The following is a 16,942-nucleotide window of genomic DNA, read 5'->3' as shown; positions in this document are numbered from 1 at the left end:
CCCTACGGCTTGTTCGGATCCTCCGGGTTCTTCGCGTCCTTCGCGTCCTTCGCGTCCTTCGCGTCCTTCGCGTCCTTCGCCCGCCGACGGGAGGAGACCTGTTCGCGGGTGGTGCGCCAGCGCGACCTGGCCTGTTCGACGACGCTGTCCCACTCGCGGCGGACCTCGTCGTCGGAGGGGCGGCCCCCCGCGCGGATGCGGTCGAGCTCGTCGCGCATCTCGCGTCCGAGGGCCGCCGACGCGACCATGACGAACATCGCGGCGAACAGCGCCGAGATCATCGCGAAGACGGCGCCGACCGCCCCGTAGCGCCCGGCGTAGGAGTTGAACAGGCGTGGCAGATAGACGGCCGCGCCGACCGAGTAGAGCGCGGTCAGCGCGGCCGCCGTGACGCCGAAGGGCATCAGGTCACGCCACGGAATCCGCTTCGCGGACAGCGCCCAGCCGCTCCATACGAGGAAGGCGACGCTCACCGGGACCTCGCACACCGAGGACACCACCCCCAGCTTGCTCCCCCCGAGAATCGAGTGGAGCCATCCGGTGACGACGGCGTAGCCGCCGAGCCCGAGGATCCACCACAGGCCGTTCCTCGTGTTGCGGACGCTCAGCGGGGTCAGTTCCCACGTCTGCTCGAACAGCCGCTGCGAGGCACGCGCGAAGCTCAGCACGGAGATGATCAGGAACAGGCTCCCGAAGACACCCACACTCGCGCTGGCGCTCTCGGCGGGATCCAGCAGCGACTTGACCGCCGCGGCACCCTGACCAGTCAGACCGTAGCGCTGGATGATCCGGTCGGCGGCGTCGTAGTCCGAGAAATTGCTGAGCACGGCGCCGATGAGAATCGTGAGCGGGATGAGCGCGGTGAGCGCGCTGGACGCCAGGGCCATCGAGCGGTCGAAGCCCACGATCTTCTGGAACCGGTTGAGGACCCGCAGCGCGAACGCGGGACGCAGCCAGAACGTCAGCGTCCTGACGAGGCGCTCGCGATTGATCCCCGCCGTCGTGTCCTCCGCAACCTCGGGCCCGCCATGGCGCTGCGAGCGTAACGGACGCCCGTCCGGGCCGGGACGGACGACACGGTCGGCGCCGGGTACGGGCGGGGTGACCGTGCGGGCCGCCTCGTCGGCCGTCACTCGGGGGCCGGGCGGGCGTTCGACGCCCTCATTCGTCCTCGGACAGGGCGACCTCCGCCCAGATCGTCTTCCCGCGGGTTTCGGGCCGCGTCCCCCAGCGCCGGCTGACCTGCCAGGTGAGGTAGAGGCCCCGGCCTCCCTCGTCGACCTCTTCGGCGTGCCTCAGATGCGGCACGGTGCTGCTGTCGTCGGTCACCTCGCAGACGACGACGGATCCGTCGAGGATGAGGCGCACCCCGATGGGACCCTCCGAGTAGCGGACCGCGTTGGTGACGAGTTCGCTGACCACGAGCGTGACGGTGAAGGCGTGCTGTTCCAGTCCCCAGTGCTCCAGCGCGCGCTCGGTGCGGGCGCGGGCCTCGGCGACGGACGCCGGGTGGTTGAGCAGCGCCCAGGACGCGACCTGGTCCGGCCCGAGGCCTCGGGTGCGGGCCAGCAGCAGAACGGCGTCGTTCTCCATCTGCTCCGGTGTCAGCTTGTAGAGCACCTCGTCGCAGATCTCCTGGAGCGGCCGGCCGGTCGGCTGCAACGCGTCGCCGACGCGGACCAGTTGTTCCTCCGGGTCGTCGGACACGGCACGGAGCAGGGCGGTGTTGGACAGCAGGAGGATGCTGTCCTCGGGGATCTCGAACTCGGCGGAGGCGTACTTCGCCAGGCCACGGCCCAGGGGTGGCCCGGAGGGTGTCATGGCGTACTCGACGGTTCCGTCGGGCAGGGCGAGCACCGGCGGCGGATGCCCGGCACTCGCCACGGCGCAGCGGCGGGTGACGGGGCTGTAGACGAGGTAGAGGCACGTGGTGTCCCGTCGCTCGTCGTCCGCCGCGACGTCGGTACGCCGTGGGCGTTCTCCGTGGAGCCGGGTCACCAGGGCGTGCAGCCGTTCCAGGACCTCTTCGGGCGTCAGGTCGAGGACGGCCAGCGCACTGATCGCGGCCCTCACCTCGCCCATGGTGGCGGCGGCCTCCAGGCCCCGGCCGACCGTGTCGCCCGTCACCAGGGCCACCCGCGCCCCGGACAGCGGGATCACGTCGAACCAGTCTCCGCCCGCGCCGAGCGGGCAGTAGCTGTACGCGGTCTCCACCGCGCCGTGACCGCGCACCCGGGCCGGCCGCAGGCTGAGCTGGAGGAGGCGGCCGGCCGACCGCTCCCGGGCGTACAGCCGGGCGTTGTCCAGGCACAGGGCCACCCGGTCGGCGAGTTCGGCGGCCACCGCGAGCTCGCCCGCGTCGTAGGCCTGCGGGGTGCTGCTCCGGTAGCAGTGGGCCACACCGATCACCGATCCACGGGCGGTGAGCGGCAGCACGAGCAGCGAATGCGCTCCGGCCTCGGTGAGGCGCCGCCCTCGTACCTGCTCGCGCACCAGCCAGTCCGCGTCCGCGCTCAGGTGCTCGACGATGCGTGGCCGGAGGTCGGACAGGGACTGCGCGAACGGTGTCGCCGAGGACAGACCTATGGCCTCGCCGATGGAGGGGAGGTACCGCTCGGCGTCCAGGGCGGTGGAAGTGCGGCTCGTGCACCGCAGCGCCCCGTACTCCAGGACCGTGCCCGGCTCGCTGACCTCGCCCCGCAGGACGGAGTCCAGCACCTCGACGACCACGGTGTCGGCCAGTACGGGAACCATCTCGTCGGCGAACTCCTGTGCCGTCCGGAAGATGTCCAGCGTGGTGCCGATGCGCCCGCCCGCCCGCTCCAGCAGCGCCAGTCGCGCCGCCGACCGCTTGCGCTCCGTGATTTCCACGACCGCTGTCGCCACTCCGAGGACACCGCCGGCCGCGTCCTCCAGCCGGAAGCAGGAGACCGACAGCACCATCTCGGGCTCGTCGGGGCTCAGATGGCCGCGCACCTCAACGTCCAGCGACGGCACACCGGTGTCCAGCACTTCGAGCAGCGTCGCCTCATAGTTTCCGGCGTAGAAGTCGCCTGCCCACTCCCTCGGATGACGCCCCAGTGCCTCTTCCAGGGCGAACGCCCGGACATAGCGGGCCGCGGTGTTGTAGCGCACCAGACGTAGCTGTGTGTCGAGCACGTGCAGACCCACGGTCGACTCGGAGAAGAGTGCTCCGAGAATGGCCTCGTCCAGCTCCGACCCCGGTCGGCCATGTCCGCCCAGCGATGCAACCATGACACTTCCGTAGCCCGTTGACCACCTATACATTCCGGTTTGCCAGGTTTCCACCATATTCGCTCACCGGCCACGCGCGACTCGGGCACCCGGATCCGGTGCCCTGCCCCGCGTAGGGCAGGGCACCGGGACTCTAGAAGGGGGACAGGGTCAGGCGGATCGCCGTAGGGGCGCTGTCCTGGATGAAGGAGGCGAAGTCGGCGACGTCGTCGAAGGCGAAGCCGTAGGCCTTGCCGTCCTCGGCGGCCGCGTGAATGGCCTTCGAGTAGTGGTTGGTGAGCTCGGTCCGGTAGAAGTCGGCCGCGGCGGTGGTCGGCTGTGCCGAGTCGCTGAGCAGGGTGGAGCGGTTGAACCCGGCGCCGAGCACGGCGGCCACCGGTCCGGTCGTGCCGTCGTTGGGCGCGGCGAGGTTGCCGTCGCAGAACAGGACGTCACGGGTGGAGGGCTTGGCGAAGGAGACGGAGGCGGGTCCGTCGAACGTGAACCTGTCCGCGCGCACCCGCCCGGTGAATGTGCCCGCGTTGGTGGTGACGGTCAGGTCCTTGCCGGTGTACGTGCTCCACACCTGGTCGATGTACGGCGCGAAGTAGTCCTTGGCGAAGAGGCCGGCGTCCAGGCCGTGGCCGGGGGCCACGATGCGCACGTCGTCGACCACGAGGGGCGCGAAGTCCTCGTTCTGCTTGACCGCGGCGAAGGCGGCTGCCCGGCCGCCGTCGCGGACGGTGCCGGTGGTCTGTTCCTTGGCCCCGTTCAGCCGGATGTTCATGGGCACGCTGAACATGTCGACCATGGTCGTGTTGCAGAACATGCCCGCCGAGTTGTAGGTGAACTCGGCGCAGTCGTGCAGCACCCCGAAGCTGGGGTCGGACTTGACCCAGCCGGCCGGGAACTGGAGGGCGGCGTCGCCATTTCCGTCCTGGACCGCCTTGAACTTCAGTTTCGCGCCCAGTGACACATAGATGCGGCCCGACATGAACGGCAGGGCGAGCTGCGTCTCCCCGCTCCCGGCCAGGGTGAGCGCGTAGTCGGTGAAGCCGTCCGCGCCGTTGTCCGACAGGGCGATCGGCGCGAGCTTGCCGTCCTCGGTGACACGGACCTGCTTTCCGTCCTGGTTGCCCACGACGTACACGTACACCGACGCGTTGCCGAACGAGCCGCTGTTGTTGACGATCGTCAGCGGGAGCGAGCCCGCCGCGGCCTCGGTGGAGGCGTTGGTCTGGCCGGCCATGGCGTACGGCGCGATCGCCGCGACGGCGGGTGCGGCGACGGCCGCGCCGCCGAGGGCGAACAGCGCCTTGCGACGGGTCAGGTTTCGCTGGTGGCGAGGCGTCATGTGACCTGCACTCCTTGGTACTTGTGCCTGGGGGGAAGGCGGTGGGGGGATGGGGAGAGGAAGGGTGCCGTGAGATCGGCCCGGCCCGCGCCGGAGGGCTCCTCGCCGTGCGTGCCGGACCGGACGGCCGCAGGTCAGCCGAGCGTCCACTTCTGGTTGGCCGTTCCGGCGCAGGTCCAGATCTGGAGACGGGTGCCGTCGGCCGAGGAGTTGTCCTTGGCGTCGAGGCACTTGCCCGAGCCGGTGTTCGTCAGGGCGCCGGCGGGGGTGGGGTTCCACTGCTGCGCCTTCGTGCCGTTGCAGCCGTAGAGCTGGACCGGGGCGCCGTCGTCGGTGGCGGCGGCCCGTACGTCGAGACACTTGCCGAGGGCTCGTACGGTGCCGTCGCCGCCCACGGTCCACTTCTGGGCGTCGGCCCCGTTGCAGTCGTGGAGCTGGATGGGCGTCTCGTCGGCGTTGGAGGCGCCGGCCACGTCGACGCACATGCCGCCGATGCCCTTGATGAGGCCGGTGGTGCCGGTGCCGGTGGTGGGCCTGTCGCCGCCCGCGGCGGTGACCCGCACATAGTCGACGGTCATGGTCTGCGGGAAGGAGGTGGCCGAGTTCGGGCTGCCGGGCCAGTCGCCGCCCACCGCGAAGTTCAGGATGAGGAAGAACGGGTGGTCGTAGACCCACTTGTTCCCGTTCACGTCGGACGGGGTGCGGGTCTCGTACGTCTGCCCGTCCACGGACCAGGTGATGGCCGTGGGGCTCCAGTCGACGGCGAAGACATGGAAGTCGTCCGCGAAGGCCTTGCCGTTCGGCAGCGTGTACGCGGCACCGATGCCGCCGGCACCGGAGTATCCCGGACCGTGGATGGTCCCGTGGACCGTGCCGGGTTCGTTCCCGACGTTCTCCATGGCGTCGATCTCACCGCTGTTCGGCCAGCCCACGCTGCCCAGGTCGTCACCCAGCATCCAGAAGGCGGGCCAGACACCCTGGCCGCGCGGAACCTTGACGCGGGCCTCGAAGTGGCCGTACGCCTGGGTGAAGGACCGTGCGGTGTTGAGCCTGGCCGACGTGTACTGACACGTTCCGTTCCAGCACTGGAGGCCGCTGTCGCCGTTCTTGCGCGCGGTGACGACCAGATGGCCGTTCCCGTCGAGGGCGGCGTTGTCGGTGCTCTTCGTGTAGTACTGGAGTTCGTGATTGCCGTTGCCCGAACCGCCGGTCTCCAGCGTCCACTTGGCGGAGTCCGGCGCGCTTCCGGCGGCTCCGTCGAACTCGTCGGACCAACTCTGCGCGGCCGAGGCGGCGTGGGCCCGGTTCGCGGCGGGACCCGTGGTGGTGAACAGGACACCACCGGCGACACCTGTGGCGAGCAGCAACGCCAGTCCTCCGAGGGACCATCGGCGTGCGCGATGAACAGCCATGACTGAACACCCCTTGTCTGTGCGGCTGTGGGGAGTGTGAACCGGTGCGGCGTCCGTTTCCGGTGTGCGACCAAGGAGAGCAAAGGCGTTGAGAGCGCTCTCCGTCGGCGATGGACCGCCCCGGTGGGCCCCGATGCTACGCACGAGTTGTTGAGAGGCCAACTGTCACCAATGGGCGTCAAGTCGCCCTGACCTGGGCTTACTTGCTGAAGCGGATGACGCCCATGGTTGCTTAAGACGCGTTTAACCCGCACTTAAGAAGGAGCGTTCCGCTTTCTGAGCGCAATCCGCCCGGTCTGTCGCGGATCCGCCCGATGGGACCCCGGAGCTCAGTTTCCGCCCGGCGCCGGCTCCCCGCCCACGGTCGCGGACAGGCGGTAGACGAACGTCGGGAAGTCCTGCCCGGTCGCCCGGGTCCAGGCGGGCACGACCGATTCCGGGTACTCGGCGCGGGCTCCGGCGAACGAGGTGACACAGAGTGCGTGGACGTTCGTCTGGGCGGTGCGGCGGGTGAGCGCGAGCAGCGAACGCAGCGCGGCGACGGCGTCGTCGGCCCGGTCGTCGGCCAGGCGGGCATGGGCCTCTGCGTCGAGCGTGCGGGCGAGACCGACACGTGCCGCGGCCAGGGAGGCCGTGTACCGGCCGGCGTCGGCGCCCGTCGATTCGTCGACGAGGATGGACTCCGACTCCGTGTAGCAGGCGACGGCCGCCCCGTGGTCGCCCGCGCGGCGCAGGGCGCGGCCGAGCACCCGCAGACGGCGGGCCGTCAGGGGCTGTTGTACCGCCCAGTCGGACTCGGTCAGGCGGCGCGTGAGAGCGACCGACTCCCGGGCGGCCCCGATCGCGCCGTCGAGGTCCCCTTCGTCCAGGCGCAGCGGGCTCAAGTCCGCCAGTGAACGGGCGAGTCGTGCCTCGTGTGCCGTGGGGTCGCGGTCCGAGGCGCGCCGGTACGCGGCCACGGCGCGTTCACCCGCCCGGACCGCGTCACCATGGTCACCCACCGCCTTGTGGCAGTCGGCCAGCCGCTCGAGACAGACGGCGAGGAGAGGGTCGTAGACGTCCGGCCGTTCGGAGGCGAGGGCGGCGGAAAGCTCCGCCGCCTCCCGCCGAGCGGTCAACTCAGCTTCGTGGTCTCCGAGTTCACCGAGCTGTTCGCCGAGACGGTCGAGCGCCGCGACGAGCAGCCGTTCACCCACGGTACGGTCCCGGGCCGCCAGGGTCCGGGCCTCGGCCACGGCCTCCGCGGCGGTCGTCCGTGCCGCCGCCAGGTCTCCGGTCACTTGCAGACAACGGGCCAGGTCCACGAAGAGCTTCACCCTCAACGGCCGTACGATCTCGGGCGCGACCCGCAGCATGACCGGGTCGGCGGCGTCCCGGGCCTCGCGGCCGACGGACAGTGCCTCTTCGTACCGGCCCAAAGCCTCCAGTCCGGAGGTGAGTTCACACAGCGCGCGTACACGCACCAGGAACGTGTGGCTCAGATCGCGCAAGGACATGTCCCGCACCAGCCCGGCGCACTCCTCGTACGCGACCACCGACTCCTCCGTACGGTGCAACGCGGCCAGCACCAGAGCCTGGGTGCGCAACGCGCCCGGCAGACCGCCCAGGGTCCGGTCCCGTCGGGTGGGGACGAGACCGCGGTAGGCGGCCACGCACTCCCCCGCCGTGCCCAGCGCGTCGTCCAGTCGCACCAGGCCGAACTGTGCCTGTGCCCGCAGATGCAGTCGCAGAGCCCGCTGCGCCGGCGGCCATCGCGCGCCCGGTACGGCCGAAGACGCGTCCAGCACCGAATACGCCTGTTCGCAGCGATTGACGAGCATCAGTGTGTAGGCGTGCCAGACAAGACTGCGGGCAAGCAGGTCCCGGTCCCGCGGACGGGCGCCCTCGGCCGCGGCCAGCGCCCCGTACACGGCCGTCGCCTCCTCGGCCCAGGCCAGCCGGCGCCCCGGCGGGGGTGGCCGCAGCAGCACCCAGTCCGGGGCCAGGCAGCGCGTCAGCGCGGCGCCGAGCAGCCGCCGCCCCGGACCCGGGCCGAGCCGGGCAGCAGCCCGCGACAACGGCAGCAGTGCACGCACCAGGCCCATCGGCGCCTCCCGTCCGGGATCCTCGTCCAAAGGACGACCGAGCACCCGTATTGGTTGCCCCAAAAGTACGAAAACCGGCCGTCGATCGGGTTGCGTACGGCCCTGACCGCCCACGCGTACGGAGGCTGTCACCCCCCTTCGCCGCCGGCGGGCGACCGGCGGCCGGGCTCGACAGCCTCCGTTCGCGGACTACTTCAGGCCGTACGCGCGGATCACCTCCTGGCTGATGCGGTTGCCCACGTCGTCCCAGCCCTCGGCCCTCAGGGAGACATAGCCGTGGTGGGGGGCGTCGTAACAGGCGCTCCAGGTACCGGACTTGCCCGTTGCCGTGACCGGCTTCCAGGTCGCGCCGTCGTCGAAGGACACCGACAGCGTGGCACCCTGGATCTTCCCGGCGCCCTCCGCGCCGTCGAGGTGACGCGGGGTGAGCCTGAGTGTCTGGCGGCCGCCACGAGCGTCACCCGCCAGATCGGTGTCGATGCCGAAGTCCATCTGGAGCACGGCCATCCGGTCGATCTTCGTGGGGTCGGTGACCGGGTCGGACCTCACCTGCCACACCGAGTGGGTGCGGGTGGACAGCCGGTAGGTGTCCGCGGCGCGCTCGGCGGTGAGGTCGAAGGTGTAGACCGACGGTGTGGTCGGGACGGGGTAGAGATTGGCTGCCTGCGAGGTGGTGGTCTTGCGCAGGATGCCGTCCTGATAGACCTTCAGGCTCAGCTTGTCACCCGTCTGCATGACGCCGCCGTGCCCCGCGACGCCGTCGGACCAGGGCTGGACGTTGAACGCGAGAGAGCCCTTGTCACGACGCGACCACCAGTAGGTGCCGCCGTTGGCGGGACGCGTCACCGGCCCGAACCAGTCGCGGACCTGCCACGAGCCCGGTTCGTACGCGGTTCGCACCTCCTGCGACGAAAGCACCAGCTGCGGGCCGGTGTTGACGCCTTCGGACCACGCGGTGCCCGGCTGCGCGGAGAGATAGTCGGTGCGGGTGCCGGGGATGTCCAGGCGCTGAAGGAAGCCGGAGCCGTACTGGCGGTAGGGGCGCCAGCCCGTCCGGTACTCGCCGCTCGGCGTGCCGGCGCCACCATGGAACCGCATGTCCACGGTGGCCAGGTCGGACGGGCGGGGCCGGTAGGTCAGCCCGGTGGACGGGATCCGGCCGGGGTGCGGGGCCGACAGGTCGTAGACGTACGGGGAGTCGGGCACGCCCTCGGCGTGAAGCCGCAGCCGGCCGCTCCTCGCGTCCGCGATCAGCGGGGCACCGGTGCGGGCGGTGACGGTGGCCACCGGGACGGCGCTGTAGCCGCCGTCGCCCGTGCCGACGTACTCGAAGAGCTTGCCGGGGCCGTCGTTGACGACGATCAGCAGCGCGGCACCGGCGTCGGCCGCTGCCCGGGCCCGCTGCGAACCGGTCAGCCCGTCCGAACGGGTGATCAGCGCGATCTTGCCCTTGCCGCGCAGTCCGGCGTACTCGGCGGGGGTGCCGGTGCCCGCGTACACCACGTCCAGGCGCTTGTTCCCGTCGTACAGGGAGGATCCGCCCTGGCCCTCCAGCTCGACCGGCCGGCCGTCGTCGGACAGCGACAGCAGCGGGTACGCCTTGCGCCAGCGGGTCTCGTACTCGAAGTCGCCCCGGGTCACCTCGCGGGTCGGCAGCACGTACATGGTGTCGTACTTGGCGGAGAGGAGGTACTGCTCGTCGACCTTGCCGTAGTCGTCGGCGGAGGCGGCGCGGTACCAGTTCATGGACAGCGTCCGGTCCTCGGTCCGGCGTGGGACCTCCGCGCGGACCTCACGGGTGAGACGCGCGTCGAGCGCGACGTCCCGGTCCTGGTCGAGGACGATCTCCGGGTCGCCCATGAGCGCCATGCCGGCCGAGTCGGGGCCGTGGGCGCCGGACACGTCCAGGTAGGTCAGCACGCTGTAGGTGCCGGTGCGCAGCCGCAGGTCGAGCACGCCGCTGTCGTCCACGTACTGCACCCAGGGGCCCAGTTCGTCGCCGAGGCGCTGGAACTCGACGTACCCCGCGGCGGGCTTGCCGGAACGGTCCTTCAGGGTCAGGTGGAGATTGTGACGGTCGTCCTCGCGGTACAGGCCGACCCGGGTGCGGGCGAGCGGGGTTCCGGTGGAGTCGGTCGCGGTGATCTGGCCCAGGTAGCGGCGGCCGTCGGCGCCCAGGTCCGGCCGGGCGATCGCGGTGACGTCGGCGGAGCCGTGCGCGGGCACGGTAACGGTGTCGGCCGAGAGGGCGAACATCCCCTCGGGCGCGGGCTTGCCCTTGTCGGCGGTCGGATCGACGTCGATCGGGCCGCCGCCCACCGAGGCGGTCAGCGCGAGGTTCAGCTCCACCGGCTCGTCACCGGTGTTGCGGTAGGTCACCGTGCGGTCGACCGGCCGCTCGCCCCCATGGGGCCAGGCGTCCATGCCGAAGTACGCCGAACCGGTCGCGGTCACCGTGGCGGCGGTGGCGGCGGAGAGATCGGCGCGGCCACTGCCCACCTGGTAGGCGGTGTACGACGGGAGCTCCTTGGAGGTGCTCATCAGCGCGTCCTTGAGTTCCCGCGCCTTCCAGTCCGCGTGCTCCTGCGCCAGGATCGCGGCGGCACCCGCGACGTGCGGGGTCGCCATGGAGGTGCCGCTCATCGTCCGGTACCAGCCGGTCGCGGCGCTGCCGCCCGCCTTGGCGGCGAGGATGTCCACACCGGGGGCGGAGATGTCGGGCTTGAGGGCGTAGTCGCCGTAGCGCGGGCCCTGGGAGGAGAAGTACGCCCGTTTGTCGGCGGAGTCCACGGCGGCGACGGTCAGCGCCTCGTCGGCGGCGCCGGGGCTGCCGAGCGTTCCCTCGCCGCCGGAGTTGCCGGCCGCGATCACGAACAGCGCGCCCGTCTCGTCGGTGAGGCGGTCGACGGCCCGGCTCATCGGGTCGGTGCCGTCCGAAGGCTCCGAGGAGCCCAGGCTCATGCTGATCACCCGGGCGCCGTGCCCGGCGGCCCACTCCATTCCGGCGATGATCCAGGAGTCCTGGCCGTAGCCCTCGTCGGAGAGCACCTTGCCGATCATCAGATCGGCGCCGGGTGCCACGCCCTTCTCGGCGCCGTCGGACGCGGCGCCGCTGCCGCCGACGGTGGAGGCGGTGTGGGTACCGTGGCCGTGCCCGTCCTCGACGGTCTCGTCGGGCACGAAGCTCTGCGACTCACCGACCCGGTCGGCGAGATCGGGGTGGTGGGTGTCGACGCCGGTGTCCAGCACGGCGACCTTGACCCCCTTGCCGTCGAGGCCCTTGCCCCAGGCGTCGGGGGCGCCGATCTGCGTGGTGCTGTCCTTCAGGGTCGCCTCGACCCGGCCGTCCAGCCAGATCTTGGACAGGCCGTCGCCGAGCCGGGGAGCGGCGGACGCCGCACCGTTCGGGGCTTGCGCGGTGGCGCCGGCGGAGGCCGCGGGCGCGACGGACCGCCACAGCTTGCGGGTCTGCTTCTTGGCGGCGCGGACGGACGTCGCGTGGATGGCGGGAAGGTTGCGCAGGCGCGTGGCGCCGCCGGGCGTGACCTGGGTGGACGGCGCCGTGCTCGAGCCGTAGCCCAGGATCAGCGGGATGCCGTCGCTGTTGGCGTCGTCGTAGCCCTGCTCGATGAGGGCGGTGACGTCGAACAGCCGCCGGTCCAGCCGGTTCGCGGCCAGGTAGGGCAGTACCTCGTCCGGGTAGACGTAGAGGTCGTCGCCGACGGTCTCGGTGCGCACGCCTCCGAGAGCGCCGGGCGGGCGGGTCACGTCGGCGGTCTGCTCGCCGCCGGCGGGGCCGGTGACGTGCACGACATCACCGGTGAGGAGGGTGACGGTGTGCTGCCCGGAGCCGGCGGCCGCAACAGGGTTCGCTTTTAAGGTGGCTGATGGCACGTCGGCCTGTGCGAGGCCGGGTGGCGAGGCCAGGGACGTCAGAACCGCGAGGGTGCCGGCCGCGGCCGCGAGCGGCCTTCGGCTTCTTCGGCGGGAAGGTATGCGGGAGATCATGGAGCGTTTTCTACCGGCCCGGACCTGCGGAGGGAACAGCGGGCCGATGGCACGAAAGCGCCACGTCTCACATGTGCCAGATCGACGAACTCCCCACAAATACAGGGGAGTTATCTCATTCGCCGCCCTCTTGGCCCCGCCGGTCCACGGCCCCGGCCCACCTCTCGGTCCGCCCTGCCGCCCCCTGCCCCCGCCGCCCCCTGCCTCTGCCCGACGGCCAGGATCACGAGCCGGCCGGAGAGCCGGCCGGCACCGTGGCTGCGGGCGCTGACGTGCTGACCCCGCCGGTCGAACCGGGCTCCGGGGTCTCCGCGGAACTGCTGTCGGGGGAGAACATCGCCACACCCACGAGCACCGCCAGCAGGAAGACCACGGCTCCGGCGGCCGCTCCCACGACTCGCCTCCGGTCCGCGAGGAGTTCGCCGACCCCCGAACGCGGGCGCCGGCGCGACCGGTGGCCGCCACCGGCGGTGTCCCGCATGACCGACGGCAGGGCGTACGTGGTCGCGGGCCCCGTGGCCCTCGTCTCCTGCCGGTGACGCCCCGGCTCCGGCAGCGCGGCCGGGAGCGGCTCGGGACGCCCCTGCCAGGCGCCCGAGCTGTACCAGGCGGCCGCCTGAAGCGCGGTGGGCCTGTCCCCGGGCTGCTTCGCGAGAAGGCCGAGCAGGTAGTTCTCGAAGGCGGGCGGCAGATCGGCGCCGAGCTCCCTCGGCGGGGTGGGGGCGGTGTCGAGGTGGTGATGGAGGACCGCGACGGGGCTGTTCGCCTGGAACGGCGGCCGCCCGGTGAGGAGTTGGTACAGCACGCAGCCCAAGGAGTACATGTCGGACGGCGGCCCGGCGGTCTTGCCGAGGGCCCGTTCGGGAGCAAGGTAGAGACTGGTGCCGACGATCTGCCCGGTCGCGGTCAGACCGCCCGCCGGATCGTCCATGAAGCGGGCGATCCCGAAGTCGCCGATCTTGACACTTCCCTCGGCGTCCAGGAGCAGATTGCCAGGCTTGATGTCCCGGTGCACGATGCCCTGTTGATGCGCCGCCGCCAGCCCCGCGGCGGCCTCGGCCGCGATCCGCGCGACCCGGTCGGCGGGGAGCGTCCCGGCGCCGGTGAGGACACCGGCGAGGCTGTCGCCCTCGACCAGCTCCATCACGAGGAACAGCCGGTTCTCATAGGCCCCGAAGTCCAGAACGCCCACCACATGACGATGGTTGAGCAGGCCCGCGGTCTGGGCCTCCAGACGGAACCGGGCCGCGGCCGTCGGGTCGGCGTCCTGGGAGAGAAGCAGTTTGACGGCTACGGACCGGCCGATCATCTCGTCGTAGGCACGCCACACCTCCCCCATCGCACCCCGCCCGAGAGTGGTCTGGAGCCGATACCGCCCCGCTATCAGCACTTGTGCTTCGTCCTCACGCCGTTGGGAATTCATCGAACGCCACGGGTCGATTCCCTACCGAGCATGAGTGATCATCGGGGCGCCGCAGCAGGTTGAGCCTACTGCCAACACGACGGTGATCAGACGCTGTTCACCTTCGACCACAAGATCGCGGAGAACCCTTCGGTGTGCCACCGGACTCTGACCGAACGTGACCCCGAAAGCCGCTCCAGGGCCTTCACCGACGACACGGCGGACCGACCAGGCGGCAGGCGACCGCCCGGCTCGCCCGGGAGACGGCCGCACGCGGCGTCGAGCGACCGCACCGGCGGTGGCCAGACCTGGTACCAGCCCGTGAACGAGATCCTGAACCGCTACGGGCTCACACTGCACACCACCTGCCCCGACAACACCGGCCCGCACGCTCGCCGTGCGGGCCGGTGCACCCGCCAAGGCCCGCCGTCCGGAGTACGGGCGTTCCCCGGAGGGACCCGATCCGGCCGGCGGGCGGGGCGGCGGGCTACGCCGGGTCGTGCACGGTGCCGGTGAACTCCGGCCCGTCGTGGCGCGTGCCGGTCGCGTCGTCGTAGAACCGCAGCCGCAGCCGTACCGTCTCCGCCGGCTCGGTCACGGTGTCGGAGACGACCGGAATGGTGATCTCGGCGCTCGTGTCGCCGGGCGGGACGGCGGCGTAGAGGGAGAGCCCGCGCAGCCGGGACAGGGGCCGTGAGGGCTGCGGCCCCTCGCCGGAGTTCAGCATCAGCCACTCGGGATCGACGTCGGTGGTGGACAGTTCGGCACCGGAGGTGACGGGCAGGACGACGACCCCGGCCGAGACCTCCACGTCTGCCGCCGCGGACAGGGACATCCGCCAGGTCAGGTGCCCGCCCTCGGTGGCTTCGGCGGCGGCCGGGGTCACCTCGACGGTGGGCGCCGGATCGTCGTTCCGCGCGGTGACACCACCCCGGTAGGCACCGGTCACCGCGCCGTGGACCGCCTTCACGAAGATGTCGTGGGACACGTCGTAGCCGTAGCGCGTGTTGCCCCTGACCTCGACCCGTACATCGGGGCCCGGTCCGCCGGGACGTACGGTCACCTCGCGCGAGGTGGTCCGGCCCGTGTCCGGATCGGCGACGAACAGACGCACCGTTCCGCTCCCGTGCCCGGTGACCGTGACCGGCACGTGGTACGTCCGCACCCCGGTGTCGCCCTCGGCGACGGTCAGCCGGCCGATGTCGACGCGTGCCAGGTCCGCGGCCCTCACCGCGGGGGTTCCGGCGCGCCACCCCCACGAGTCGACGAGCCACGCCCGCCCGGAGCCGGTGCGCGGGACGATCTCCAGGGACTTCACCCGGCCGAGGTCGACTCCCGCGCGAAGGGCGGGGGCCAGCGGCAGCCGGACCTCCTGGCCCCAGTAGGAGGCGGTGCGGTCGGTTCCGGGCAGTCCGTCGAGACGGACCTGTCCCAGGTTCACCCGGTGGCCGGAGGTGTCGGTGAGTCCGATGTCGAGGCGGGTGCCCCCGGTGTTCGGCGGAACGATCAGCCGCATCGCCAGAGCCGTGGAGCCGGCGATCCGGACGGGGCTCGCCGAGCGGACCCTGACCGTGGAGCCGGCCGCCGTCCACCGCAGGGCCACGGCACGCCTGGCGGGCTCCTTGGACGGCGCCCAGGAGGCGAAGTGCGGCGAGACACCGCCCCCGCCGGAGCCGAGGCAGGCCGCGGAGACGACCTCGGTCACCTCCTCGCACAGCCTGGCCCCGTCGACGGACACCCGCCCGTCCGGCAGGAACGCCAGAGTGCGGCGTCCGCCGACCGCGTGGGTGAGTACCCGCGCGGGACCGGCGGAGGGCGCGCGCCGGCCCGAACCGTCGAGCAGCGGCCGCACCCGGTCGTCACCGGCCACGAACAGCCGCGCGGCGGCGGCGATGTAGGTCGCGCCGGCCGTCTGCTGCTGACGGGCCGTCAACCTCGTCGCGGTGCCCGGCGAGCAGACCCGGTCGGGCTGGTCCCCGCTCCAGAAGTCGTCCTCCGCCGGTGCCTGGGCCTGGCCGGGTGTCCACTCGCTGTTGAAGAAGTTGTGGTCGGCGCCGACCATGTAGACGGCGCTGTGCAGGGCGGCGCCTCGGCTGACTCCGCGGGTCGCGTCGAGGTACATCTCGCCCTGGAGGTCGGACACATCACCGTCGCAGCCGGGCAGGATCGTCGCCGAGGGCACGTCGGGCGTGGGGTTCTGCCCGAAGACGGTGGGGCCGATGAGGACGGTGCCGCGGATGTGCCAGCGCACCGGCCCGCGATAGCCGTCCTGGTCCGCCGGGGCGCCGTACAGGCTGTCCATCGCGGCTCGGTTCACGCCCTCGCCGCCGCGCGAGTGGCCGACCAGCAGGACGCGCGACAGGTCGGCGGAGGCCGTCCGCCGCACGATCGGGGGCGCGGAGGACGGGCGCGCGGACCAGCCGGCCCAGCGGGCCAGGTGCTGCCGCACCAGGGAGGACCGGGCCTGTGCGCCGCCGTCCTCCGCCGCGTAGTCCTGCCCGTTGATGCCGTTGGCGGCGATGGAGACGGTCACATATCCCTGCGAGGCCAGCAGCTTCTGGTCGGCGAGGTACCCCCGGTAGCTCGGGATGGGCCGGGCACCCGCGTGGCAGGGCCAATCGCCGCTCGTGTCGTGGCCTCGGCCGGTGTAGCAGGTGGCGTGGCGGCCGTGCAGGAACAGGACCAGCGGCCGGTGTCCCCGGGCGTTCACGGGCGCGACCACCACGGCGCGCATCTCCACGCGCTGGGCGAGGCCGGGCAGACGGACCGAGGGGAGCTTGTAGTCACCGGTGGCCGTCCGGTAGGAGCCCGCCTTGCCGGGGTCCACGGCGTTCACGGGAAGCCGGGCCGAGGGCCGGGCCGACAGTCCGGGCCGTTCCCCGGGACCCTCCGGCCGGTCGGGCCTGTTCTGCCCGGCGCCCGCCGCGTCCAGGCGCCTTCCGCCGGTCCGTGCCTGGAGTCCGGAGCCCTTGCCGATCCGCTCCGGGCCGAGAGCGAGCCGGAAGGAACGGCCGTCCGGCGCGCCGACGGGCCGGCCGAGGAGCCGGTCCCCGGAATAGAAGGCCACGCCCGAGTCGCTGACGGGCACCGGCTTGTCCGAGCGCCAGACCAGCTGTCGCGCCGCTCCCTCGCCGGTGACGCTCCACCCGGCGGGAAGCGCGTCGTCGGTGTCCGCGTCCGGTGCCGGTCCCGCGGACCGCACGGGTCCGGCCGTGTTCTGCTGTGCCTGTTGTGCCTGGGTCGGTCCTGGTGATCCTGCGAACGCCGCGAGCAACACCGCAGCGGCGACCGCTATTCGCCGGGCACGTAACAAGTTTCTTCTCCTCCTGGTCGGCATTCACCCCCGTCGCCCCGTTGGTCCCGAAGCGCTCCCCCCGTCCCACGAGGACGGAGGAGAAAGCCGGAGGGTTGCCTCATGTCCCTGCCCGGACGTGTGACGTGTGGCCGT

8 protein-coding genes are annotated in these 16,942 nt (G+C 71.9%); all 8 read right to left on the bottom strand.

Annotated elements, in window-relative coordinates; genetic code table 11:
- Window positions 1–2: 2 nt before the first annotated feature.
- On the bottom strand, window positions 3–1,133 hold the full coding sequence (locus ABZV42_RS26135) for a hypothetical protein (protein ID WP_356053769.1): 1,131 nt from the start codon (window positions 1,131–1,133) through the stop codon (window positions 3–5).
- A 28-nt stretch (window positions 1,134–1,161) separates the two neighbouring features.
- Window positions 1,162–3,255, bottom strand: a complete 2,094-nt coding sequence (locus ABZV42_RS26130; protein ID WP_356053767.1) for a SpoIIE family protein phosphatase — start codon at window positions 3,253–3,255, stop codon at window positions 1,162–1,164.
- Window positions 3,256–3,388: 133 nt separating this feature from the next.
- On the bottom strand, window positions 3,389–4,588 hold the full coding sequence (locus ABZV42_RS26125; protein ID WP_355988087.1) for a beta-1,3-glucanase family protein: 1,200 nt from the start codon (window positions 4,586–4,588) through the stop codon (window positions 3,389–3,391).
- Between the two features lie 134 nt (window positions 4,589–4,722).
- A complete protein-coding gene (locus ABZV42_RS26120; protein WP_356053765.1) occupies window positions 4,723–6,000 on the bottom strand; it encodes a family 16 glycosylhydrolase in 1,278 nt (425 codons plus the stop codon).
- A gap of 329 nt (window positions 6,001–6,329) precedes the next feature.
- Window positions 6,330–8,084, bottom strand: a complete 1,755-nt coding sequence (locus tag ABZV42_RS26115) for a hypothetical protein (protein WP_356053763.1) — start codon at window positions 8,082–8,084, stop codon at window positions 6,330–6,332.
- Between the two features lie 189 nt (window positions 8,085–8,273).
- Window positions 8,274–12,092, bottom strand: a complete 3,819-nt coding sequence (locus tag ABZV42_RS26110) for a S8 family serine peptidase (protein ID WP_356053761.1) — start codon at window positions 12,090–12,092, stop codon at window positions 8,274–8,276.
- Between the two features lie 223 nt (window positions 12,093–12,315).
- The gene (locus ABZV42_RS26105; protein WP_355988080.1) at window positions 12,316–13,482 is read right to left on the bottom strand and encodes a serine/threonine-protein kinase; all 1,167 of its coding nucleotides are present in this window, start codon (window positions 13,480–13,482) and stop codon (window positions 12,316–12,318) included.
- 499 nt (window positions 13,483–13,981) lie between these two features.
- The gene (locus tag ABZV42_RS26100) at window positions 13,982–16,831 is read right to left on the bottom strand and encodes a hypothetical protein (protein WP_356053759.1); all 2,850 of its coding nucleotides are present in this window, start codon (window positions 16,829–16,831) and stop codon (window positions 13,982–13,984) included.
- Between the last annotated feature and the right edge of the window lie 111 nt (window positions 16,832–16,942).

This window comes from Streptomyces sp. NPDC005281, from assembly GCF_040607495.1.
In the GTDB taxonomy this organism is placed as follows: domain Bacteria; phylum Actinomycetota; class Actinomycetes; order Streptomycetales; family Streptomycetaceae; genus Streptomyces.
Note: the sequence above shows the minus strand (reverse complement) of the source record. Positions and strands in the feature narration are given on the sequence as shown.

Excerpts from the sequence above, each read along its gene's own strand:
- ABZV42_RS26120 (WP_356053765.1), bottom strand. The coding sequence starts at position 6,000 with ATGGCTGTTCATCGCGCACGCCGATGGTCCCTCGGAGGACTGGCGTTG.
- ABZV42_RS26110 (WP_356053761.1), bottom strand. The coding sequence starts at position 12,092 with ATGATCTCCCGCATACCTTCCCGCCGAAGAAGCCGAAGGCCGCTCGCG.
- ABZV42_RS26125 (WP_355988087.1), bottom strand. The coding sequence starts at position 4,588 with ATGACGCCTCGCCACCAGCGAAACCTGACCCGTCGCAAGGCGCTGTTC.
- ABZV42_RS26130 (WP_356053767.1), bottom strand. The coding sequence starts at position 3,255 with ATGGTTGCATCGCTGGGCGGACATGGCCGACCGGGGTCGGAGCTGGAC.
- ABZV42_RS26100 (WP_356053759.1), bottom strand. The coding sequence starts at position 16,831 with ATGCCGACCAGGAGGAGAAGAAACTTGTTACGTGCCCGGCGAATAGCG.
- ABZV42_RS26115 (WP_356053763.1), bottom strand. The coding sequence starts at position 8,084 with ATGGGCCTGGTGCGTGCACTGCTGCCGTTGTCGCGGGCTGCTGCCCGG.